Origin of the sequence: Mumia sp. zg.B53, from assembly GCF_019550935.1 — a bacterium.
In the GTDB taxonomy this organism is placed as follows: Bacteria; Actinomycetota; Actinomycetes; order Propionibacteriales; family Nocardioidaceae; genus Mumia.
Map to the genome: position 1 here is coordinate 2,207,486 of NZ_JAHWCK010000001.1, position 22,618 is coordinate 2,230,103.

At 71.2% G+C, this 22,618-nt stretch carries 23 protein-coding genes and 1 tRNA gene; 21 read left to right on the top strand and 3 right to left on the bottom strand.

Annotated features, from left to right (window positions below; all coding sequences use genetic code 11):
• Positions 1-9 precede the first annotated feature (9 nt).
• The 6 genes from glp to KV102_RS10820 all read left to right on the top strand — a co-directional run bounded on the left by glp (position 10) and on the right by KV102_RS10820 (position 3,902).
• Positions 10-1,230 carry a gephyrin-like molybdotransferase Glp gene (gene glp, locus KV102_RS10795; protein WP_220343582.1) on the top strand — a complete coding sequence of 407 codons (1,221 nt, stop codon included), beginning with the start codon at positions 10-12 and terminating at the stop codon, positions 1,228-1,230.
• Positions 1,230-1,703 carry a cyclic pyranopterin monophosphate synthase MoaC gene (gene moaC / locus KV102_RS10800; RefSeq protein WP_220346176.1) on the top strand — a complete coding sequence of 158 codons (474 nt, stop codon included), beginning with the start codon at positions 1,230-1,232 and terminating at the stop codon, positions 1,701-1,703. Before glp ends, moaC begins: the two co-directional genes overlap by 1 nt.
• On the top strand, positions 1,700-2,194 hold the full coding sequence (locus tag KV102_RS10805; protein WP_220343584.1) for a molybdenum cofactor biosynthesis protein B: 495 nt from the start codon (positions 1,700-1,702) through the stop codon (positions 2,192-2,194). The genes moaC and KV102_RS10805 overlap by 4 nt, the downstream gene beginning before the upstream one ends.
• Before the next feature lie 41 nt (positions 2,195-2,235).
• Positions 2,236-2,802: a GNAT family N-acetyltransferase gene (locus KV102_RS10810; RefSeq protein ID WP_255560885.1), complete on the top strand. Its 567-nt coding sequence runs from the start codon at positions 2,236-2,238 to the stop codon at positions 2,800-2,802.
• Between the two features lie 75 nt (positions 2,803-2,877).
• A complete protein-coding gene (locus KV102_RS10815) occupies positions 2,878-3,765 on the top strand; it encodes a hypothetical protein (protein WP_220346177.1) in 888 nt (295 codons plus the stop codon).
• Positions 3,766-3,826: 61 nt separating this feature from the next.
• Positions 3,827-3,902, top strand: a tRNA-Ala gene (locus KV102_RS10820).
• 52 nt (positions 3,903-3,954) lie between these two features.
• Here KV102_RS10820 and KV102_RS10825 read toward each other — a convergent pair.
• Positions 3,955-4,395 (bottom strand): DUF2867 domain-containing protein, encoded by a 441-nt coding sequence (locus tag KV102_RS10825; RefSeq protein WP_220343586.1) that lies wholly within the window; start codon positions 4,393-4,395, stop codon positions 3,955-3,957.
• Between the two features lie 92 nt (positions 4,396-4,487).
• Between KV102_RS10825 and KV102_RS10830 the strand changes: the two genes are divergently transcribed.
• Entirely contained in the window at positions 4,488-5,117 is a 630-nt protein-coding gene (locus KV102_RS10830) for a TetR/AcrR family transcriptional regulator (RefSeq protein WP_220346178.1), read from the top strand.
• Between the two features lie 39 nt (positions 5,118-5,156).
• Here the strand turns inward: KV102_RS10830 and KV102_RS10835 are convergent, their stop codons facing one another.
• Complete coding sequence (locus tag KV102_RS10835) at positions 5,157-5,588, bottom strand: VOC family protein (RefSeq protein ID WP_220346179.1); 432 nt, start codon at positions 5,586-5,588, stop codon at positions 5,157-5,159.
• A 75-nt stretch (positions 5,589-5,663) separates the two neighbouring features.
• On the opposite strand from KV102_RS10835, the gene KV102_RS10840 reads away from it, so the two are divergent.
• The 4 genes from KV102_RS10840 to KV102_RS10855 all read left to right on the top strand — a co-directional run bounded on the left by KV102_RS10840 (position 5,664) and on the right by KV102_RS10855 (position 8,828).
• Entirely contained in the window at positions 5,664-6,248 is a 585-nt protein-coding gene (locus KV102_RS10840) for a TetR/AcrR family transcriptional regulator (RefSeq protein WP_220343589.1), read from the top strand.
• Positions 6,249-6,294: 46 nt separating this feature from the next.
• On the top strand, positions 6,295-7,122 hold the full coding sequence (locus KV102_RS10845; protein ID WP_220346180.1) for an aldo/keto reductase: 828 nt from the start codon (positions 6,295-6,297) through the stop codon (positions 7,120-7,122).
• Between the two features lie 87 nt (positions 7,123-7,209).
• Complete coding sequence (locus tag KV102_RS10850; RefSeq protein WP_220346181.1) at positions 7,210-7,587, top strand: YciI family protein; 378 nt, start codon at positions 7,210-7,212, stop codon at positions 7,585-7,587.
• Positions 7,572-8,828, top strand: coding sequence for an RNA polymerase sigma factor (locus tag KV102_RS10855; protein WP_220346182.1), 1,257 nt, complete (start codon positions 7,572-7,574; stop codon positions 8,826-8,828). The genes KV102_RS10850 and KV102_RS10855 overlap by 16 nt, the downstream gene beginning before the upstream one ends.
• Before the next feature lie 4 nt (positions 8,829-8,832).
• Here the strand turns inward: KV102_RS10855 and KV102_RS10860 are convergent, their stop codons facing one another.
• Positions 8,833-10,506, bottom strand: coding sequence for a dolichyl-phosphate-mannose--protein mannosyltransferase (locus tag KV102_RS10860; protein WP_220343593.1), 1,674 nt, complete (start codon positions 10,504-10,506; stop codon positions 8,833-8,835).
• A 67-nt stretch (positions 10,507-10,573) separates the two neighbouring features.
• On the opposite strand from KV102_RS10860, the gene rsmI reads away from it, so the two are divergent.
• The 10 genes from rsmI to KV102_RS10910 all read left to right on the top strand — a co-directional run bounded on the left by rsmI (position 10,574) and on the right by KV102_RS10910 (position 22,588).
• Positions 10,574-11,401, top strand: a complete 828-nt coding sequence (gene rsmI, locus KV102_RS10865) for a 16S rRNA (cytidine(1402)-2'-O)-methyltransferase (protein WP_220346183.1) — start codon at positions 10,574-10,576, stop codon at positions 11,399-11,401.
• Between the two features lie 65 nt (positions 11,402-11,466).
• Complete coding sequence (locus KV102_RS10870; RefSeq protein ID WP_220346184.1) at positions 11,467-12,657, top strand: hypothetical protein; 1,191 nt, start codon at positions 11,467-11,469, stop codon at positions 12,655-12,657.
• A gap of 38 nt (positions 12,658-12,695) precedes the next feature.
• On the top strand, positions 12,696-13,865 hold the full coding sequence (locus KV102_RS10875) for a hypothetical protein (protein ID WP_220346185.1): 1,170 nt from the start codon (positions 12,696-12,698) through the stop codon (positions 13,863-13,865).
• A gap of 2 nt (positions 13,866-13,867) precedes the next feature.
• A complete protein-coding gene (locus KV102_RS10880) occupies positions 13,868-14,989 on the top strand; it encodes a hypothetical protein (RefSeq protein WP_220343598.1) in 1,122 nt (373 codons plus the stop codon).
• A gap of 29 nt (positions 14,990-15,018) precedes the next feature.
• The gene (gene metG / locus KV102_RS10885; RefSeq protein WP_220346186.1) at positions 15,019-16,857 is read left to right on the top strand and encodes a methionine--tRNA ligase; all 1,839 of its coding nucleotides are present in this window, start codon (positions 15,019-15,021) and stop codon (positions 16,855-16,857) included.
• Positions 16,854-17,699, top strand: a complete 846-nt coding sequence (locus tag KV102_RS10890; protein ID WP_308290301.1) for a TatD family hydrolase — start codon at positions 16,854-16,856, stop codon at positions 17,697-17,699. The genes metG and KV102_RS10890 overlap by 4 nt, the downstream gene beginning before the upstream one ends.
• A gap of 162 nt (positions 17,700-17,861) precedes the next feature.
• The gene (locus KV102_RS10895) at positions 17,862-18,941 is read left to right on the top strand and encodes a resuscitation-promoting factor (protein ID WP_220346187.1); all 1,080 of its coding nucleotides are present in this window, start codon (positions 17,862-17,864) and stop codon (positions 18,939-18,941) included.
• On the top strand, positions 18,902-19,816 hold the full coding sequence (gene rsmA, locus KV102_RS10900) for a 16S rRNA (adenine(1518)-N(6)/adenine(1519)-N(6))-dimethyltransferase RsmA (protein WP_255559636.1): 915 nt from the start codon (positions 18,902-18,904) through the stop codon (positions 19,814-19,816). Before KV102_RS10895 ends, rsmA begins: the two co-directional genes overlap by 40 nt.
• 9 nt (positions 19,817-19,825) lie before the next feature.
• Entirely contained in the window at positions 19,826-20,743 is a 918-nt protein-coding gene (locus tag KV102_RS10905; RefSeq protein WP_220346188.1) for a 4-(cytidine 5'-diphospho)-2-C-methyl-D-erythritol kinase, read from the top strand.
• Positions 20,744-20,824: 81 nt separating this feature from the next.
• Positions 20,825-22,588, top strand: coding sequence for an ABC-F family ATP-binding cassette domain-containing protein (locus KV102_RS10910; RefSeq protein ID WP_220346189.1), 1,764 nt, complete (start codon positions 20,825-20,827; stop codon positions 22,586-22,588).
• Positions 22,589-22,618: the final 30 nt, after the last annotated feature.

The following is a 22,618-nucleotide window of genomic DNA, read 5'->3' on the forward strand; positions in this document are numbered from 1 at the left end:
CTGTCGCTCATGCGTACCGTCGACGAGCACCTCGCGAAGCTGCTCGACCTGATCGGCCCGCTCCAGCCGTACGAGCAGCCGCTGCTGGAGTCCATGGGCCTGCCGCTCGTGGACGACGTCGTGAGCCCGATCGACCTCCCGCGGTTCACGAACTCCGCGATGGACGGCTACGCCGTCCGTGCGGTCGACGTGCACGGTGCCAACCGGGAGTTCCCGGTGCGGCTGCCCGTCGTGGGCGAGCAGGCCGCCGGCTCCAGCACGCCGATGGCGCTGACCTCCAAGACCGCGGTCAAGATCATGACCGGTGCACCGCTGCCGTCCGGGGCCGACACGGTGGTGCCGATCGAGCTGACCGACGGCGGCGACGCCGAGGTGCAGGTCTACCAGGCCCGTCGGGCCGGCGAGAACGTCCGCCCCTCCGGCGAGGACGTGGCCGCGGGTGAGCTGGTCGCGGAGGCCGGCACCGTGCTCGGCCCGCGCGAGGTGGGGCTCCTCGCCTCGCTCGGTTTCGCCCGGCTCAAGGCGCGTCCGCGCCCGCGCGTCGTGGTCCTGTCGACCGGGACCGAGCTGCGTGAGCCTGGTGCCCGCCTGGACTACGACTCCATCTACGACGGCAACTCCTACATGCTCGCCGCGTGCGCGAGGGCGGCCGGTGCGATCGCCTACCGGGTCGGCATCACCTCCGACGACCCCCGTGAGTTCGCCGACGTGCTCTCCGACCAGCTCGTCCGCGCCGACCTTGTCATCACCAGCGGCGGGATCAGCAAGGGTTCGTACGACGTCGTGAAGGCCGCGTTGTCCGACCTCGGGACCGTCGAGTTCTGCGAGGTCGCGATGCAGCCCGGCAAGCCACAGGGCTTCGGGACCGTCGGTGACGACCGGACGCCGATCGTCACGCTGCCGGGCAACCCGGTGTCGTCGTACGTGTCGTTCGAGGTCTTCGTCCTCCCGATGCTCCGGCGGATGATGGGCAGGCTCCCGTACCGCCGGCCGCTCATCCAGGCGACCATGACCGAGGAGATCCGCTCGCCTGCCGGTCGCCGCCAGTACCTTCGCGGCTGGTTCGAGGTCTCACCCCGCGGCGCCCGTGTGACGCCCGTGAGCGGCCCCGGATCCCACCTGATCGCCGGCCTGGCGCGGGCCAACTGCCTGATCTCCGTCGACGAGGACGAGACGGCGCTGCACGTCGGCGACACGGCGAAGGTCCTCGTCCTGGACAGGGACTTCTGATGGGCGAGCCGCGTCTGACCCACGTCGACGACCAGGGTGCCGCACGGATGGTGGACGTTTCCGCCAAGGACGAGAGCCGTCGCGAGGCCCGCGCCACCGGGATGGTCCGGACGACCCCCGAGGTCGTGGCGCTCCTGCGGTCCGGTGACGTGCCGAAGGGCGACGCGCTCGGGGTCGCGCGGGTCGCCGGCATCATGGCGGCCAAGCGCACGCCCGACCTCGTGCCGTTGTGCCACCCGCTCGCCATCACCGGGGTCGAGGTCGACCTGGACGTCGTCGACGACGGTGTCGAGATCGCAGCGACCGTGCGGACGACGGGACGGACGGGTGTCGAGATGGAGGCGTTGACCTCGGTCAGCGTCGCGGCCCTCACCGTCGTCGACATGATCAAGGCGGTCGACAAGCACGCCGTGATCGCCGAGATCCGGGTCCGCGCCAAGTCGGGCGGCAAGAGCGGAGACTGGTCGACGTGAAGGCGCTCGTGATCACCTGCTCCAACCGCGCCGCGGCCGGAGTCTACGAGGACACCACCGGGCCGATGATCGTGCAGGCCCTGCGCGAGTGGGGGTTCGACGTCGACGAGCCGCTCGTCGTGCCCGACGGACCACCTGTCGAGGAGGCGCTCCGGGAAGCGGTCGACCTGCGTCACGCGGCCGTCGTCACCACCGGCGGGACGGGGATCAGTCCCACGGACGCCACGCCCGAGGCGACCGCGAACGTGCTCGACCGCGAGCTTCCGGGCGTGGCCGAGGCGATTCGCGCGTACGGCGTCGCCCACGGGGTGCCGACAGCCATGCTGTCGCGCGGCCGGGCCGGGGTCGCCGACCAGACGGTCGTCGTGAACCTCCCGGGCTCGCGCGGTGGTGTGCGCGACGGGCTGGCCGTGCTGGCCGACGTCCTCGTCCATGCCGTCGAGCAGGTGGCCGGGGTCGACCACGTCCGTGACGCCGGAGGTGCGTCCTGAGCGCGGGCTGGCCGGCGACGCTTCAGCACGGCGACGTCGGCCTGCGCCCCATCCGCCGCGGTGACGCACGGGTGTGGGCGCGGCTGCGGCAGGAGTCGTCCGACTGGCTGGGCCGGTGGGAGGCGACGCTGCCGCGATCGGCGCCGTCCGGGACGCGTTCGTACGGCGCGGCGGTCCGTTCGCTCCGGCAGCAGGCGTCCCAGGGTCGGGCGCTCCCGTTCGTGACGACGTATGGCGGCGGCGACGAGATGATCGGCCAGGTCACGGTGTCCGGGATGACCTGGGGCTCGGCGCGCTGGGCGCAGATCGGCTACTGGATCGCGCGGCCGTACGCCGGTCGCGGCATCACGACCACGGCGGTGGCTCTCGCCACCGACCACTGCTTCGAGGCGCTCGGACTGCACCGCATCGAGATCGCGATCCGTCCGGAGAACCGTTCGAGCCTGCGCATCGTCGACAAGCTCGGTTTCGACCGGGTGGGGCTGGCGCCGCGCTACCTGCACATCGACGGGGCGTGGCGCGACCACCTGCTGTTCGCGATCACCGCCGAGCAGGTTCTGCCCGGCGGGCTCATCGCGAGGGCCGACGCGGCCGGCGTCGATCGCTGACACCGCAAGAACCGCCGCGCGACACACCGGGCGAGGTCCGCAGGGGTGACCGTCCGCAGCACGTACGGTTCATCTGTGGGTACCGGTCTGATCTTCGCAGCCGTGATCGCCATCTGGGTGGCGTACGGCGTTCCTCTGGCGCTCCGGCGCCACGAGGAGGCGACGCGCGCCGGGTCGGTGACCAGCTTCTCCGGGGCGCTGCGGGTGCTCACCCACCGCAAGGACGACACCGACCAGGCGACTCCGGACGCCTCGCCCGCCCCGGCCGACGAGACCGAGGCCGTGCCCGACACGGCGTCTGAGTCTCGTCCCGCACCGCGCCGTCACAACCGTCGGGCCGCTCGTCTCGCGGCCCGCCGCCGTCGTCGGGTGCTGTCGACTCTCCTCACGGCGTGCGCCGTCGTCGGCGGCCTGTCCGTGGCCGGCGTCCTGCTGCCGTGGGCCGCCGCGATCCCCGGTGGTCTGGTCGTCGCGTGGCTGGTGCTGTGCCGTGTCATGGTGCGCCGAGAGATCGGCCGACCGGTGCGGCTGCCGAGGGTGAGTGACCCGGAGGCCCGCGCCGCCCGTGCCCGCCGTCGCGAGGCCCGTCGTGACGAGCGACGCGCTGCGCGTGAGGCGGAGGGCGACGTCGAGCTCCAGGTCGATCCCGACACCGAGATGACCGTGATCCTCTCCGGCCAGATCGAGGACCACGAGCCGGCTCGACGCAACGTGATGGTCCGCGGTCCGCTGCCCGAGGGTGCGCTCGACCAGCAGGTGCACGACGCGATCGCGTCGGCCACCACCTCGGGCACGACGCTCTGGGACCCGGTGCCGGTCACCCTTCCGACCTACGTCACCAAGCCCGCCGTCGCGCGGACGGTCCGGACGATCGACTTCGGTGACGGCCCTGCCGCCGGTGCGGCCGGGACGGGCGTCCCCGAGAGCGACTCCGACGTCGGCCGTCGCGCCGTCGGTGACTGACGGGCCGTCGCGCCCCGGGTTCGGGACCCATCTGATCGCGTGGTAATCTCGATCTCGCTTTGGGGCTATGGCGCAGTTGGTAGCGCGTCTCGTTCGCAATGAGAAGGTCCGGGGTTCGAATCCCCGTAGCTCCACCAGCCGAAGGCCGGGTTCGCAGTCGCGGACCCGGCCTTCGTCGTTCTGCCGCGGTCACCGGTTCTTCTGCGCGATGGCGGTCGCGGCGTCGCGCAGCAGCCCCGGCGCCACGCGGCGGTGGACGACGGCGATCGCCGGCCAGACGATCGCCGCGAGGCGCCGGTCGTAGCGCATGGAGGTCACGAGCGTGACGGAGCCCGCAGCGGCCAGCACGACCAGCTCGCCGGTGAGGAACCATGAGCGGGCCTCCAGGCGGACTGCCTCGTCGGTGCGCGCCGCGACGCGCCAGCCTCCGATGGTGTCGCGCGAGCGGCGGTGGGTGATCCGGAGGCCCAGTAGCCCACGGAAGAGCAGCGTCCCGAGCAGGCCCGGGGTGTTCCCGAACATGACTCGGGCCCAGTGCTCGGCGGTCGTGTCGACGTCGGACCTGTGGGAGAAGACGTCGGCGTAGTCGGGTGCGTCCAGCGCGCTCCAGCTGGTGGTGGGTAGCTGCATGATGCCTCCTGCATCGTTTATACGGCACCGAATAATGTACGGTACCGTATAACGCCGTCCGGCGGAATGGTCCTCGATCCAGGAGTCGTCGCATGCCCGCTTCCCCTCGCGTCACCCGTGAGCGGTGGATCACCGCTGGACTTGAGGCGCTCGTCGACGGTGGGCCCGGTGCTGTCCGTGTCGAGACCCTCGCTGCCAGGCTGGGAGTGACCAAGGGCGGCTTCTACGGATACTTCGCCAATCGCGACGCGCTCCTGGAGCAGATGCTCGCCGAGTGGGAGCGCCGCAGCACCGACGAGGCGATCGCCATCGCCGAGGAGGAGGGACGGAGTGCGCGCGAGACGATGCAGCTCGCCGGTGCGCTGACCTTCTCCGACGCCCTGCTGCCGATCGACCTCGCCGTCCGGTCGTGGGCGCGGCACGACCACGGCGTGGCCGAGCGTCTGCGCCGGGTCGACAACATTCGCATCGAGTTCCTGCGGGCGATGTTCAGGACCTACATCACCGACGAGTCCGAGATCGAGGCCCGCAGCACCCTGGCGTTCGCCACGGCCATCGGGCAGTACTTCATGGCGGCCGACCATGGCGCGTACACCAAGGACGAGGCCGTCGACCTCGCCGCGGCCCTCGTCCTGCGACCGGCGGCGATGGCGTCACGTCCGACGAGGAGCAGCCCCGACGGCAGACACCACCCGCCACGACGGCCTCGACGCCATCCGTGAGGTCGAAGCGTGGTGATCGTCATGACCCGACCCTCGAGCTCAACTCGACGTGAGCTCAGCGCGCTGCTCGGAGTCGAACGCCTCGGCGTACGCGGAGCTCGGTGGGATCGGCGTGATGACGTCGACGAGGATGCCGCCGGGTGCGTCCAGGATGAAGTGGCGCTGCCCGAACGGTTCCGACCGGAGCTCCAGCACGGGGGTGAGTCCTCCGTCGGTGACCAGTCGTGCGTACTCGGTGTCGACGTCGTCGACCTCCACGTTCAGGATCGTGCCGCGTGCCGGGACCCCGTACCCGCCCGGGACTGTGGGGTGGTCGGGATCGAGCAGCGCAAGCTCGTAGCCGTCGCGTTCGAGGCTGACGTACCAGTCGGACGTGAAGGTGCGGCGGAAGCCGAACCACTGCTCGTAGTACGTCGCCGCCTCGGCGACGTCGTGCGTCCCGAGCACGGGGTAGAAGCTCGTGAGAGTCATGGCTCCTCCAAATACGTGCGAAGTGTAGGTATCAGGTAACATACACTGCGCATGTATCTGTGGAAAGGGTTCCCGATGGGTCGCTCGTCGAAGGCGCAGAGCGAGGTGAACCGCGCCCACCTCGTGCATCTCGCCTGCGCACTGTTCGCCGAGCACGGGTACGACGCGGTCGGGCTGGAAGAGGTCGCTGTCGCGGCTGGCCAGACGCGCGGTGCCGTCTACCACCACTTCGGGAGCAAGCGTGGGCTGTTCTCCGCGGCGCTGGCGAAGGTGCAGGCGTCGGTCGGCGACGCCGTCCAGGCGGCGGCCCTCGCGGAGTCCGATCCGTGGGAAGGCCTGGTCGCGGGCTGCCATGCCTTCCTCGACGCTGCTGCCTCCGACGGTGCGCGCCGTGTGATGCTGGTCGACGGTCCCGCCGTCCTCGGATGGCAGGAGTGGCGTGACGGGGACGCGGCCAGCTCGCGCCGCCTCCTCGAGGAAGGGCTGCACCAGCTCGGGACGCGCGGTGACGTCGCGCCCGACGAGGTCGCCGCACTCGCGACCTTGCTGTCGGGGGCGATGAACGAGACCGCGCTGTGGCTCGCTCAGGAGGGCGAGCCCGTCCGCGACGCGGCCCACGCCGGGCTCGACCGGGTGTTGACCGGTCTTCGTCGGCGGTAGCCGCTTCCGCTCTGCGTCCGTGCCGGGGCAGTGCCAGGCTCGGGTCATGAAGGCACCCACGACGACCATGGCCGACGGGCTCGAGCTGCCGACGATCGGCCTCGGAACCTATCCGATGGACGACGCCGAAGCCGCCGACGCCGTCCGCAGCGCCCTCGACATCGGCTACCGCCTGGTCGACACCGCCGCCTCGTACGGCAACGAGGCGGGAGTGGGGCAGGGCGTCGTGATGAGCGAGGTGCCTCGTGACGAGGTGGTCGTCACCACCAAGCTGCGTGGAGAGGATCAGGGCTACGAGCCCACGCTGCGCGCGTTCGGTGAGTCGCGCGAACGGCTCGGGCTCGACTACGTCGATCTCTATCTCATCCACTGGCCTCTCCCGCGGCTCGACCGGTACGTCGACTCGTGGCGGGCGATGATCCGGCTGCGCGACGACGGGCTCGTCAACAGCCTCGGCGTCTCCAACTTCACGCCCGACCAGATCGACCGCCTCGTCGCCGAGACCGGCGTCGCTCCCGTCGTGAACCAGATCGAGCTCCACCCCTACTTCGTGCAGGACGAGCTGCGGGCGTACGACGCCGACCACGGGATCGTCACCGAGGCGTGGCAGCCGCTCGCCCGCAAGACCGACCTTCTCACCGAGGCGACGATCGTCGAGATCGCGGAGCGGCACGGGGTCACCCCGGCCCAGGTCACGCTGCGCTGGCACGTCCAGCGTGGCGTGGTGCCGATCCCGAAGTCGAGCGACCCGCGACGGCAGCGGGACAACCTCGACGTCTTCGGGTTCTCACTGAGCGAGGAGGAGATGGTGGCGATCGGCGACCGTCCGCAGACGCGCAGCGGCGGGGATCCGGACACGCACGAGGAGCTCTGAGCTCCGGCAACCTGCACCAGGTGTCGATCGACCGGTGGCTCGTCCGTCATCACGGTGTCAGGATCGACACCGACGGAAGGACCTCCGATGTTGTACACGCTCTTCATCCACAACGCCGACCCGCGTGACGCGGGCATCAGCGAGGACGACATGGCGCCTGTCAAGGCCGCGTTCGAGACGTACGTGAAGGACCTCGACGAGGCGGGCGCCTTCGTCACGACCCAGATCCTCGGCATGCCGGAGGTGGCGACGACCGTGACCGCGGTCGACGGTGAGCCGAAGATCCAGGACGGGCCGTTCGCCGACACGAAGGAGTACGTCGGCGGGATCGTCGTCATCGACGTGCCCGACCTCGACGCTGCGCTCGCCTGGGCGCAGAAGTGCCCCGGGGCGACCTACGGGACCGTCGAGGTCCGGCCGACGGCGCTCACGTGGAGTCGTGAGCGGCAGTGGTACCAGCCCTGAGGGCGTACGGGGAGGCGGAGCGGGCGGCCCGTGCCTCGTACGGCCGCCTGCTCGCGCTCCTCGCGGCCGCTGACGGAGACATCGCCACCGCGGAGGACGCTCTGGCCGACGCGTTCGAGAGGGCGCTCGTGACCTGGCCCGACCGTGGCGTGCCGGACAACCCGGACGCATGGCTGCTCACCGCAGGGCGCAACCGGCTCCGCGACCTCTTTCGCTCGGCGGCACGTCGGACGTCCTCGCCGATGCCTGACGAGGCGATCGCGGTCGTGGACGCAGACCAGTCGGCCGCCGGCCGCATCCCCGACGAGCGGCTCGCGCTCCTCTTCGTGTGCGCCCACCCGGCGATCGATGCGTCGGTCCGCACGCCGTTGATGCTCCAGACCGTCCTCGGGCTGGACTCCCAACGGATCGCGGAGGCCTACGTCGTGCCGACCACCGCGATGGCGCAGCGTCTCGTGCGTGCGAAGCGCCGGATCCGTGAAGCCCGGATCCCCTTCGTCGTCCCCGACCGTGACGTCATGCCGCAGCGGCTTCCTGCCGTGCTCGAGGCGGTCTACGGCGCGTACGCGATCGACTGGTCCGCGGTTCCGAGCACCGCCCTTAGGACCTCGACAGCCGGGGAGGCCCACTACCTCGCGGTGCTCCTCGCCGCCCTCCTGCCTGACGAGCCCGAGGCGCTCGGCCTCGCGGCGCTGGTCTCCCTCTCGCTGGCACGCGCAGGAGCACGCACGGACGAGGTCGGCGCGTACGTGCCGCTCGACGTCCAGGACCCGGCTCGATGGGACGACGAGCTCATCGCGCACGGAGAGCGCCTCCTGCACGCGGCAGCCCACCGTGGCAGACCTGGGCGGTTCCAGCTCGAGGCAGCGATCCAGTCGGCGCACTGCGACCGCGCTCGCACCGGCCGTACGGACCACGCCGCCCTGTTGCGGCTGCACCGGGCCCTCGTCGCGACCGCGCCGACCCTGGGAGCGCAGGTCGCACTCGCCGCGGCGACAGCGCGTGTGGAGGGGGCACGAGCCGGGCTCGCCGTCCTCGACGGTGTCACGGCGGAGGGAGACTCCGACGCCGCACGCCGGTTCCAGCCGGCGTGGGCGCTGCGCGCCCACCTGCTCGCCGAGCTGGGGGAGCAGTGCGAGGACGAGGCGAGGGCGGCGTACGCCAAGGCGATCTCGCTGACCACCGATCCCAGGAGTCGCGCGTTCCTGCAGGAGAGCCACGACCGACTCGGTCGGCGCTAGGGGATCAGACCCAGCGGGAGAACCACATCCGCTGGAGCCACTCCTCGTGGGTGATCAGGATGTCGGTCCAGATCGGGAAGAAGAACGCGGCGAGTGCCAGGGCCACGGCCACGTAGGTGCCGAGGGCCGCGGGCGCCCACCACCGCAGACGGCTTCCGCGGGACCCTCGGAGCAGCCGACCGGCGACGAGCGCGATCGCGGCGCACGTGAACGGGACGAAGGCGGTCGCGTAGAAGAGGAAGATCGGCCGGTCGTCGTAGGCGAACCACGGCAACCAGGACGACACGACCACGAGCACGACGAGACCGAACCGCCAGTCGCGGTCGCGCAGCCAGAACCAGACGGACGCGACGAGTGCCGCCAGCCCGCCCCACCAGACGGCGGGGTTGCCGAGGATGAGCACCTGACGGATGCACGTCTCGGTCCCGCTCGCCGCACATCCCGGCGTCGAGGCGGCGAGGTCGGTCTGGGCGTCGACGCCGACCGGGCGGTTGAGGACCAGCCACCCCCACGGGTCCGACTGGTACGGGTGAGACTTGCCGGCGAGGTAGTCGCCGGTGTGGAACGAGTAGACCATCTGGTGGTAGTGCCACAGCGACTCCAGCGGTCGCAGCAGCTCTCCGATCAGCCCTCTGTCGGTCTTGTCGATGGCTGACCCCCACGGTTGCGCGTCCCCGTAGCCGAGCCCGAACCGGCCCTCGAAGACCTCGTGGTTCACCAGGAACCCCGTCCAGGTCACGACGTACACGACGAGGGCCACGATCACCAGCGACACGAACGCGGGAAGTCCGTCGACGATCATCGAGCGCCACCACGCACCGCGTACGCCGATCGCCCGACGGTCGATCACGTCGAGCACCCAGACGAAGACGCCGACGGCGGCGAGGACGTACAGGGCGCTCCACTTGGTGCCGACGGCCAGCCCGAAGCACACCCCGGCGGCGAGGCGCCACGGGCGCAGCAGGAGCATCCGGACCGGACCGAAGCCCGAAACGGTCTCGGTGGTGGCGTAGCGCCGGGCGATCCGGGTGCGACCCCACTCTCGGTCGGCGACGACGCACGCGACCGCGCACACCAGCCAGAACGCGAGGAACACGTCGAGGAGCGCGAGCCGGGACATCACCAGGTGCACGCCGTCGACGGCGAGGAGCAGGCCCGCGAGGCAGCCGAGCACCGTGGAGCCGCTGAGGCGGCGGACCATCCGGGCGAGGACCAGCACGGTCAACGCACCGACGACGGCCGCCGAGATGCGCCAGCCGAACGCGTTCATCCCGAACAGCTGCTCGCCGATCGCGATCATCCACTTGCCGACCTCGGGGTGGACGACCTGTGTCGGCTCTCCGGTCCACAGACCGGTCGTCTGCCCGGCCTCGACCTTCGCGTTGGCGTCCTCGACCCAGTCCTGCGCGTAGCCGAACCGCAGCAGCGACCAGGCGTCCTTGGCGTAGTAGGTCTCGTCGAAGAGGAGGCGCGGTGGATACTCCAGGCGCCAGACACGCGCGGCGAACGCCAGCAGCGTGACGGCGATCGGACCCAGCCAGCCGAGCAGCCGGGGGGAGTCGGCGATCCGCGAGCGGAACCGGTCGCGCAGCGGCGGGAGCGGCGCACCCTCGGGCGTGCGGCCCAGCGGCGCGAACCTCTCGCTGCTCCCGTTGCGCTCGTCGACGGTCACGGACACGCGGCAACCCTAGCGGCCGCCACGTGGCGGCGAAGCCGGTCGCGGACGGCGACCGTAGGCTAGGCCCGTGCTGGTCCTCGCCGCGACACCCATCGGGAACCCCGCCGACGCGTCGCAGCGGCTGCGCGATCTGCTGGGGAGCGCCGATGTCGTGGCGGCCGAGGACACCCGTCGGCTGCACCGCCTCGCCTCCGACCTGGACGTACGGATCAGCGGGCGCATCGTGTCGTACTTCGAGGGCAACGAGTCCCGGCGCACACCGGAGCTGGTTGCCGACCTCGAGGCCGGCCGTACGGTCCTGCTCGTCACCGACGCCGGGATGCCGAGCGTGTCGGATCCCGGCTACCGCCTCGTCGCCGCCGCGGTCGAGGGCGGGCTCGAGGTCACGGTTGCCCCGGGCCCCTCGGCGGCGCTCGCCGCGCTCGCCGTGTCCGGGCTGCCCGTGGACCGCTTCACCTTCGAGGGATTCCTGCCGCGCAAGACCGGTGAGCGTGACCGCGGGCTCGCGGCCCTCGCCGACGAGCCGCGCACGATGGTCTTCTTCGAGTCGCCGCACCGTACGGCCGACACGCTCGACGCGATGGTGGCGGCGTTCGGTGGGCAGAGGCGTGGCGCGGTGTGCCGCGAGCTGACCAAGACCTATGAGGAGGTCCGGCGGGGCACCCTCGAGGAGCTGGCGTCCTGGGCGCGCCCGGACGGGGACGATGCCCGGGTCCGTGGCGAGATCACGATCGTGGTCGACGGTGCGCCGGCGCGCGAGTACGACGAGGCGACCTTGCTCGAGATGGTCGCGGCCGGCGAGCGTGCGGGCATGTCGCGCAAGGACGCCATCGCCGACGTCGCCCGCCAGACCGGCGTGCGTCGGCGTGTAGTGTTTGATCTCGTCCACCGCTAGCAGACGGCGGTTCTGCGTGCCACGGGGCGGTGCGCCCGCCGAGGTGCCACAAGGAGCGCAACACCATGTCCGCGAGTGACCTGCTGGTCCCCGAAGGCGCACGACTGGTCCATATCGGCCCCTACAAGACGGGCAGCACGGCCCTTCAGTCGGCTCTCCACCAGGCCCGTCCCGTGCTCGCCGACCACGGTGTGCGGCGCGCGGGCGACCTGCGGCAGGAGACGCTGGCGGTGCTGCACGCGGTCGACCGCATCCGTCCGTACCACGACGCTGAGCGTGCTCGACGTCGCTGGGAGCGGCTCGCCGACGAGATCCGGACCGCGGACGAGGCGCGGGTGGTGGTCAGCAGCGAGGTGTTCTCGCACGCGCTGCCGACCCACATCGACCGGGTGGTCGACGCCCTCGGCCCCGGTGTCCACGTCGCCGTGACGTTGCGCCCGCTCGTGTCGATCCTCCCGTCCCAGTGGCAGCAGTACGTCCTGCGGACGGCGCGTCTGCCGTACGAGGAGTGGCTGCGCGCCATGTTCGACGCCGACGCTCGCGGTCACTATCCCCGCGGTTCGTTCTGGGTGCCGCACCGCCATGACCACCTGGTCGCGCGGTGGGCTGCCGCCGTCGGGCCGGAGCGGGTGACCGTCGTGGTCCTCGACTCCTCCGACCGGAGGCTGCTGCCGCGGTCCTTCGAGCAGATGCTCGGTCTCCCCGACGGCTCGCTCGTCCCGGAGGAGGACCAGGAGAACCGCTCGCTCACCGCCGCCGAGGCCGACCTCATGCAGGCCTACCACCGGGCACTCGCGCAGATGGGGATCGAGCCTCGCGTCCACTACCGGCTGCTGAACGCCGGCGCCGACGTCTATCTCAAGCAACGCCGGCCGGCGCCGGACGAGCCGAAGCCCTACACCCCGCAGTGGGCGCTCGACGCCGCAGCCACCGTCGGGACCGAGATGGCCCGTTCCATCGCCGGCTCCGGCGTACGGGTGGTGGGTGACCTCGGCATCCTGGGAGAGCGCCGCACGGCGTCTCCGCCACCGGAGGTACGGCTCAGCCCCGAGGCGGGCGCTCAACTCGCTGCCGCGCTCGCCGCGGCGTCGCACAACCTCCTCCAGTCCGCGAACCGACGCAGCTCGGCCGAGATCAAGCTCCTACGCGGCGCTCCGGTGACGACCGCGAGCCTGACCGCGACCACCAGCGGCGTCCTCGTCCGTGAGCTTGCGCGACGCGCTCGCAGGCGTGCGGCGGCCGTCTTCGGGCGGTGACTGACGGCGTCACCGCGCGTGTAGGCTTTCGCTCACCGATGACTGAAAGGCGCGTGATGACCGACCTGCTCCTTCCCGAGGGCACGCGGCTGGTGCATATCGGGCCGCACAAGACGGGCAGCACCGCCTTGCAGGGAGCGTTCGACAACGCGCGCGAGGCCGTGCTCGCGCAGGGCGTCCGCTACGCCGGCCGCACCCGGCACGAGTCCGTGGCGGTGCGCTGGGTGACCGAGCGGGTCCTGCCTCAGCAGGACTCCGTAGCCGCGGAGAAGCGTTGGCGAGCGCTGGTCGAGGAGATGACCACGTCGTCTGAGCCTCGCCTCGTCGTCTCGAGCGAGTTCTTCTCCGACGCCAAGGAGCAGCACGTCGAGGCCATCGCCCGTGACCTGGGCCGCGACAAGCTCACCGTGGCGATCACGCTGCGTCCGCTGGCCAAGATCCTCCCGTCGCAGTGGCAGCAGTATCTCCAGCGCGGTCTGACCCAGTCCTACGACGAGTGGCTCGACAAGACCTTCAACGGGACGTCGCCGACCCCGTCGTTCTGGCAGCGCCACCGTCACGACGCGCTGGTACGCCGCTGGGGTGACGTGGTCGGCTACGACAACGTGGTCGTGATCATGCTCGACGGGTCCGACTACGGCTTCCTGCCGCGCACCTTCGAGCAGCTCCTCGGACTACGGCCCGACACCCTCGAGCTCCTCGACGACCTCCAGAACCGCTCGCTGACCTTCCACGAGGCAGAGATGCTGCGCGCCTTCAACGTGCAGTACAAGTCGGAGAAGCTGGCGATGCCGCTGTACGACCGCCTCGTCAACACGCGCGCCGGCCACTACCTCAAGCACCGACGGCCCGAGCGCGACGAGCGCAAGATCGAGACCCCCGCCTGGGGCGTCGAGGCTGCACAGCGGGTCGGGGCCGAGATGGCCGAGGCCATCGTCGCCTCCGGTGCCCGCGTGATCGGTGACCCGGCCACGCTGGCCCTCGGGGCACGGCCCCGCGCTGAGGACCTGGGGCCTGTCCAGCTCGACCCCGAGCTCAGCGCCCGCCTCGCGGTGGGTCTCGTGCTCGCGGGTCAGGAGGTGCAGGATATCGAGGTCCGAGCCGCCCGACGAGCCGCCGCACGTGGGGTCCGGCCGAGGTCCTCTCGCGAGTTGATCGGCGCCGCGCGACGTCGGCTCCTGCCGGACTGGGTGTCGCGGAGGCGCTGACGTTGAGCTCTCTGCTGCTGCCCGAGGATGCCCTTCTGCTTCACGTGGGGCCGCACAAGACGGGCACCACAGCGGTGCAGAGCGCATTCTTCGCGGCATCCTCCACCCTTCGTGAGCACGGCGTCCGCTACCCCGGCCGCAGTCGTACGCCGATCCAGGCGGTCGTCGCCGTCACCGGTCACGGGCCGATGCTCGGGGAGCCGCCGCTCGACATCAGCGACTGGGAGCGCTTCGTCGCGTCGATCCCGGGGCGGGGCCGCGTGGTGGTCTCGAGCGAGTTCTTCGCCGACGCCGTGGGTGACGCCGTCGACCGCGTCGTGACCGACCTGGGTCGAGATCGCGTCCACGTGGTGGTGACGCTGCGACCACTCGACAAGATCGCGCCGTCGCAGTGGCAGCAGTACGTCCAGAACGGTTCGGTGTCGTCCTTGCGCCGGTGGCTGAAGAAGACGCTGCGCGAGGACGACCCGAACGGGTCGGGCTTCTGGCGACGGCACCGGCACGACGTCCTGGTCCAGCGCTGGGTCGACGTCGTCGGCCCGGACCGCGTGCGGGTGGTCGTCGTCGACGACGACCGCCGCTCGACACTGCTCCGGACGTTCGAGGCCATGGTCGGGCTCCCCGAGGGTGTCCTCGAGCCCGAGCCCGACCGGCTCAACCGCTCGTTGACCCTGCCGGAGGTGGAGCTCGTGCGCTCCCTCAACCGGGAGTTCCGCTCGAGGAGCTGGAGCCCTCGCGACTACCGGCACTTCGTCCGTGTCGGTGTCGCACGTGCGCTCAAGGCTCAGCCCCCCGATCCAGGCGCGCCCGGTCTCGTCCTGCCGCGGTGGGCGGTCGAGCGGCTGCGAGCGATCAGCACCGACGTCGTCGCCAACATCCGGGCGAGCGGCGTCGAGGTCGTCGGCGACCTCGACGCCCTGCGCGTGCCGCGCCCCGGCCGGGACAGTCCCGACCGGATCCCCAAGACCGTCCCGGTCCCGAGCGACGTGGCCGCTCGGGCGGTCGCCGGTGCCGTCGAGGCCGCGATGCAGGAGCGCTCCGGGGTCGGACTCCTGCGGCGCGCAGGGGTGCCGTCGCCCGCCGAGGTCGTCGACCGCGTCCTGCCCCGCGGGCTCCGCCGCTGAGCCCGAGCCGGGCTCCGTAGGATGAGGGCATGTCGAAGACGGTCCTCACCGCGGTCGCCTGGCCCTACGCCAACGGTCCGCGCCACATCGGTCACGTGTCGGGGTTCGGAGTTCCTTCCGACATCTTCTCGCGCTACCACCGGATGATGGGTGACCGGGTCTTGATGGTCTCGGGCACCGACGAGCACGGGACCCCGATCCTCGTCCAGGCCGACGCCGAGGGTGTCACCGCACGCGAGCTGGCCGACCGCTACAACCGCGTGATCGTCGACGACCTCGTCGGGCTGGGGGTCTCGTACGACCTGTTCACCCGCACGACGACCCGCAACCACTACGCGATCGCGCAGGAGGTCTTCGCCGGCCTCTACCGCAACGGCTACGTCGTTTCCCGGCTGACGACCGGGGCGATCTCCCCGTCGACCGGCCGGACGCTCCCCGACCGCTACATCGAGGGCACGTGCCCGATCTGCGGGTACGACAGTGCGCGCGGCGACCAGTGCGACAACTGCGGCAACCAGCTCGATGCCGCCGACCTCATCGACCCGCGCAGCCGGGTCAACGGCGAGACGCCGGAGTTCGTCGAGACCGAGCACTTCTTCCTGGACCTGCCCGCGCTCGCCTCCGCGCTCGCCGACTGGTTGAAGTCGCGCTCCGACTGGCGCCCCAACGTCCTGCGGTTCAGCCTGAACCTCGTCGACGACCTGCGTCCGCGGGCCGTCACGCGAGACATCGACTGGGGCGTGCCTGTCCCGCTGGAAGGCTGGTCGGACCGCAACGACAAAAAGCTGTACGTCTGGTTCGACGCGGTCATCGGCTACCTGTCGGCCTCGGTCGAGTGGGCGGTGCGCTCCGGTGACCCGGAGGCGTGGCGCGAGTGGTGGACGAACCCAGACGCCGAGTCGGCGTACTTCATGGGCAAGGACAACATCACGTTCCACGCCCAGATCTGGCCGGCGCTGCTGCTGGGCTACCGCGGTCTCGGCGACAAGGGTGGGGAGGCTGGTCCGCTCGGCGAGCTCCAGCTGCCGAGCGAGGTCGTCTCCTCGGAGTACCTGACGATGAGCGGCTCCAAGTTCTCGACGAGCCGCGGCACAGTCATCTATGTCCGCGACTTCCTTCGCGACTTCGGCCCCGACGCGCTGCGCTACTTCATCGCCGTCGCCGGGCCGGAGAACCAGGACGCCGACTTCACGTGGGAGGAGTTCGTCCGACGGACCAACTTCGAGCTCGCCAACGAATGGGGCAACCTCGTCAACCGCTCGGTCTCGATGGCCCACAAGAACTTCGGAGAGATCCCGACGCCAGGCGCACTGACCGACGTCGACCAGGCTCTCCTCGACGCGGCCGCGGCCGCCTTCGACACCGTCGGTGACCACCTGGCGCGGAGCCGCTTCAAGCAGGCCGTCGCCGAGGCGATGCGCGTGGTGACCCTCGCCAACCGCTATCTCTCGGACATGGAGCCGTGGAAGCTCAAGCAGGACCGTGAGCGTCAGGCGACCGTGCTGCACACCGCCCTCCAGATCGTGGCCGACGCCAACACGCTGCTGACCCCGTTCCTCCCGCACGCGGCGCAGCGGGTGTTCGAGACGCTGGGCGGCACCGGAGTGTGGGCGGCACAGCCCGAGGTCCGCGAGGTGCGAGACGACCTGCCTGCCGACCCGATCGGGGTGGGCGTGCCCGAGATGGGCGTCAGCTATCCCGTCATCACCGGTGACTACACCGCCGAGCAGGCGGTGTGGCGCCGGACCGAGATCGTCGCGGGGACGCCCTTGGTCAAGCCGACGCCGCTGTTCGCCAAGCTCGACCCCTCGCTGGCGGAGACCGGCCCGGAGTGGGCGCCCATCGTCCGAGAGGAAGCACCCGCGTGAGCCGTGACGGAGAGCGGCCGCCGCTGCCGGAGCCGCTCCCGCGCCCGGTGGCCGACAGCCACTGCCACCTCGACATGGACGACTCCGCCGAGCAGCTCGCGGTCGTCGACGCGGTCGACCGTGCCCGCCAGGTGAATGTGACACGGATCGTCCAGATCGGGTGCGACCTGCCCGGTGCTCGGTGGGCGGTGAAGGCAGCCGAGTCCCACGACTCCGTCGTCGCGGGTGTCGCGCTCCACCCCAACGAAGCGCCTCGGCTGGCGGCCGAAGGGCGGCTCGACGACGCCCTCGCCGAGATCGAGTCGCTGGTCGTCTCGAGTCCGCGGGTGCGCGCCGTGGGGGAGACCGGGCTGGACTACTACCGGACCGGTGAGGACGGCCGTACGGCGCAGCACGCGTCGTTCCGGGCTCACATCGCGATGGCCAAGGAGCACGACAGAACCCTCGTCATCCACGACCGCGACGCCCATGCCGACGTGCTCGCGGTGCTCGACGAGGTGGGGGCTCCCGAGCGGACCGTCATGCACTGCTTCTCGGGGCACGCCGACTTCGCTCGGGCGTGCGTCGAGCGGGGCTACTGGCTGTCGTACTCCGGGACGCTCACGTTCAAGAACGCGCAGCCGGTCCGCGACGCGCTCGCCGTCACCCCGATGGACCGCGTCCTGGTCGAGACCGACGCTCCGTTCCTCACTCCGACGCCCTACCGGGGCCGTCCGAACGCCTCCTATCTGGTGCCGACGACGGTGCGCGCGATGGCCGCCGTCCTCGGAGCCGAGCTCGAGGAGCTGTGTGAGGCGATCGACACCAACACCGATGCTGCGTTCGGCGGCACCTGGGGCTGAGGCGCTCTCGCGAGACGAAACCACAACAAGGTAAGTTCCCTGGTGGACTGTGACTCAGGCCACGGGGGGTTGGGTTTCACGTCACGATCTGGTTACTCTGCCGAGAGTTTGTGTCCCGACCCCCGAGGGAGCTTCGTGCGTACCCGCCTTGCACTCACCACCGTGAGCGCTGTCGTCGTCGCCGCTATCGTGGCCGGCGTTCTCGCCTTCACCGTGCTCAACAAGACCGTCACGCTCAGCGTGGACGGCAAGGAGACCACGGTCCGCACCTTCGGTGGCACCGTCGCCGACGTCCTGGACGCCGAGGGCATCGACCTCGGAGAGCGTGACGTGGTCCTCCCCGCGGCCGACGCCGACATCGAGGACGGCACCAAGGTCGCCGTCCGCTACGCGCGCAAGCTCGTGCTCACCGTCGACGGAGCGGCCAAGACCTACTGGACGACCGCTCTCCGCGTCGACGAGGCGCTCGACCAGCTCGGCATCCGGCCGCACGCGGCCGCGGAGCTGTCGACCAGCCGCTCGGCCGTGGTGCCCCGCGACGGTCTCGCGCTGACGATCACCAGCCCCACCAAGATCCGGCTCGTCGCCGACGGCACCCGCCGCGCGGCCTTCACGAGCGGCGCGACCGTCAAGGACGCCCTCGCCGGACTCGGCATCACGCTCGGCGAGCTCGACGAGGTGACCCCGCGTCTCGCGGCGAAGGTCACCGACAGCATGCGGGTGCGTGTCGTGCGTGTCGCGAAGGTCGTCCGCACCAAGACCGAGAAGGTCGCGTTCACCACCAAGGTCCGCGAGGACGACTCGATGGCCGCCGGCAAGACCAAGGTCGTCCGCGAGGGCAAGCCCGGCACCGCCAAGGTGACGTACGAGATCGTCCGCGCCGACGGCAAGGTCCGCAGTCGCAAGGAGGTCAAGCGGGTCGTCGTGACTGCGGCCCGTGCACAGGTCGAGCGCCACGGCACCAAGCCGTCGACGCCGTCCATCGACCCCGGCAGCGGCTCGGTCTGGGACCGTCTGGCCAAGTGCGAGTCGGGCGGCAACTGGAGCATCAACACCGGCAACGGCTACTACGGCGGCCTCCAGTTCAACCTCGGCACCTGGCGTGCGTACGGCGGCCAGGGCTACCCGCACGAGAACTCGCGCGAGCAGCAGATCGCCGTCGCTACCAAGCTGCGCGACGCCAACGGCGGCAGCTACGGCAGTTGGCCGCACTGCGCGGCGCAGCTCGGGCTCCCGACCTGAGCGGCGACGTACGCCTCCTCGGCCAGGGTGACGTCCGCGCCCTCGCCGAGGAGCTCGACGTCGTGCCGACGAAGCGTCGAGGCCAGAACTTCGTCATCGACGCCAATACGGTCCGCCGGATCGTGCGGGTCGCGGGCGTGGGGCCCGACGACGTGGTGCTCGAGGTGGGGCCTGGTCTGGGATCGCTGACGCTGGCGCTCCTCGAGGCGGCGCGGCGCGTCGTCGCGGTCGAGATCGACGAGCGCCTGGCTGAGGCGTTGCCGTCGACGATCGCCACCTACGCGCCGAGCCGCTCGGCCGACGTCGACGTGGTGCACGCCGACGCCCTTCGGGTGCACGAGCTCCCTGGTCCCGCGCCGACGGCGCTGGTCGCGAACCTGCCCTACAACGTCTCCGTCCCGGTGCTGCTGCACTTCTTCGAGCACGTGCCGTCGATCGAGCGCGGTCTGGTGATGGTCCAGGCCGAGGTGGCCGACCGGCTGACCGCCGGCCCCGGCTCCAAGACGTACGGCGTGCCGAGCCTCAAGGCGTCGTGGTACGCCGACGTCCGCCCTGCGGGTCGGGTCGGTCGCACGGTGTTCTGGCCGGCGCCCAACGTCGACTCGGGTCTCGTCGCGTGGACCCGCCGCGAGCCGCCCCGAGACGCCGACCGACGGCAGGTGTTTGCCGTGGTCGACGCCGCCTTCGCCCAGCGCCGCAAGACGTTGCGGGCCGCGCTCGCGGGGATCGCCGGCGGTGCCGACCGCGCCGAGGCTGCGCTGCTGGCCGCCGGAGTGCCGCCGCAGGAGCGGGGAGAGCAGCTCGACCTCGCGGCGTTCGTCCGCATCGCGGCCGCCCTGGAAGCAGCCCCCGAGGCCCCGGCAGCCGGACGGTAGGTTGATCCGGTGCGAACGACGACCGTCCGGGTTCCGGCGAAGATCAACCTGTGCCTCGGCGTGGGACCGCGGCGTGATGACGGCTACCACCCGCTCGCGACGGTCTACCAGGCCGTGGACCTGTGCGACGAGGTGCGGGCCACGGAGGTCGAGGACGGCGCGGTGACCGTGAGCGTGCAGTTCGCCGGCGACGAGCGTCGCGAGCAGGCCCCCGTGCCGACGGGACCCGACAACCTCGCGGTGAAGGCCGCCTGCGCCCTGCGTGACGCCTTCGGCGTCGAGGCCGGGGCCGGTCTCGCCATCCGCAAGGCCATCCCGGTCATGGGAGGAATGGCAGGCGGGTCGGCGGACGCGGCGGCCGCCCTGGTCGCGTGTGACGCGTTGTGGGGTACGAAGGCGACCCGTGGCGAGCTCGAGGAGATCGCGGCGACGCTCGGCTCGGACGTCCCCTTCCTGCTGCACGGTGGGACCGCGCTCGGCGCAGGGCGCGGCGAGGAGGTCAGCCCAGTCCTCGCGCGCGGCCGCTTCCACTGGGTCTTCGCGATCGCCGACCGGGGCCTCTCCACGGCCGAGGTCTATGCCCGGTACGACGAGATGCACGCCGAGTCCCCGCCGCCGGCGCCTCACGTTCCGCAGGCCCTGCTCACCGCGCTGGCAGCCGGTGATGCGGCCGCGCTCGGCAACGCTCTCTCGAACGATCTCCAGAAGGCCTCCCTCGACCTGCGACCTGAGCTGTCGCGTGTGCTCGAGGTCGCCGGGGAGGCCGACGCTCTCGGCGCGCTGGTGTCCGGGTCGGGCCCGACCGTGATGGTCCTGGCCGAGGACCCCTCCCACTCGGAGGAGCTCGCGGGCCTGCTGCTCCGCAGCGGTGCCTGCGCCGACGCGGTCCAGGCGAGCGGCCCCGAGCCGGGCGCCCACCTGATTTGACCGCGCGACGAGGGCGACCGCCGTGCCCGGAGACTCCGCGCGGTTCTCGGAGCCCGAGAGCCGCCCCGTAGTCTTGCTCGAGTGACGCCGCCGCCAAATCTCGTGAATCTCGACGGGGTCGACAAGTCCCACGGCACCCGCACCCTGCTGGACTCGGTCAGCCTCGGGATCGCCGCCACCGACCGGATCGGTGTGGTCGGCCGCAACGGTGGCGGCAAGACGACCCTGCTCCGTGTCCTCTCTCGGATCGAGCCGCCCGATGCAGGCCGGGTCACCCATACGCGCGGGCTCGAGGTCGGCTTCCTCAACCAGCGTGACGACCTCCACGAGGCGCACACGCTCCGGGAGGCCGTGCTCGGGGGCAAGGCCGACCACGAGTGGGCCGCCGACGCGACGACGCGAGAGATCGTGACGGTGCTGCTGGCCGGGATCCCGCTGGACCGCATCGTCGAGGGCATGTCCGGCGGCGAGCGACGCCGCGCCTCCCTGGCCCGGCTCCTGCTCGGTCAGCACGATCTCCTCGTCCTCGACGAGCCCACCAACCACCTGGACATCGACGCCATCGCCTGGCTGGCCCGTCACGTGCGCCGGCGCGAGTGCGCCCTCGTGGTCGTCACCCACGACCGCTGGTTCCTCGACGAGGTCGCCACCCGCACGTGGGAGGTGCACGACGGCGTCGTCGACCAGTACGACGGCGGCTACGCGGCGTACGTCCTCGCGCGGGCCGAGCGTGACCGCCAGGCGGCGGCGACCGAGTCCCGCCGGCGCAACCTCGTCCGCAAGGAGCTCGCGTGGCTCCGGCGAGGTCCGCCAGCCCGCACGTCGAAGCCGAAGTTCCGCATCGAGGCCGCCAACACCCTGATCGCGGACGAGCCGCCGCCACGTGACCGCCTCGAGCTCGAGCGGTTCGCGACCCAGCGTCTCGGCAAGGACGTGTTTGATCTCGAGGACGTCTCGCTGGTGCGCGGAGACGCGCTGATCCTCGACCGTGCGACCTGGCGGCTCGGTCCCGGTGACCGGGTGGGGCTGGTCGGGCCGAACGGCACCGGCAAGACCTCGATCATGCGGCTCCTCACCGGCGAGGTCGCGCCTGACTCCGGCCGCGTGAAGCGCGGCAAGACCGTCACCGTGGCCTATCTCTCGCAGGCTCTCGACGAGATGGACCCCACTCAGCGCGTGCTCGACGCGGTGAAGGGACCGGAGCTCCAGTCCAGCACCCTCCTCGAGGGGTTCGGGTTCACCGGGGACCTCCTCACGGCGCGCATCGGCGACCTGTCGGGTGGCGAGCGACGGCGGCTCCAGGTGATGCGGATCCTCCAGGCTGAGCCCAACGTCCTGCTTCTCGACGAGCCGACCAACGACCTGGACATCGACACCTTGACCGTGATCGAGGACTACCTCGACCGGTGGCCGGGCACGCTGGTGGCCGTCTCGCACGACCGCTACTTCCTCGAGCGCGTCACCGACACGGTGTTCGAGCTGCCGGGTGACGGATCGATCCGCATGCTGGTGGGAGGAGTGGAGGAGTACCACCCGGGAGCGCCGGGGGCTCGGCGTACGTCGGGCGCCGACGCTGCGGCGTCGGTCTCCGCGGGCGCACCGTCTACCTCCCCACAGGCGGGCATGTCGGGAGCCGAGGAGCGCGCGGCGCACAAGGAGATGGCACGCATCGACCGCCGGTTGGCCCGGCTGAGCGAGCAGGCGTCAGCGATTGAGAACGAGATGGCGGCGAACGCGACGGATGTCGGAAGGCTGACCGAGCTCCAGAAGCGGCTGTCGGAGATCGCTGGCGAGCGCGAGGAGCTGGAGTCGATCTGGCTTCAGCTCGCGGAGATGTTAGATTGAGGACTCCTTGAAAGATAGATTATCTACCTA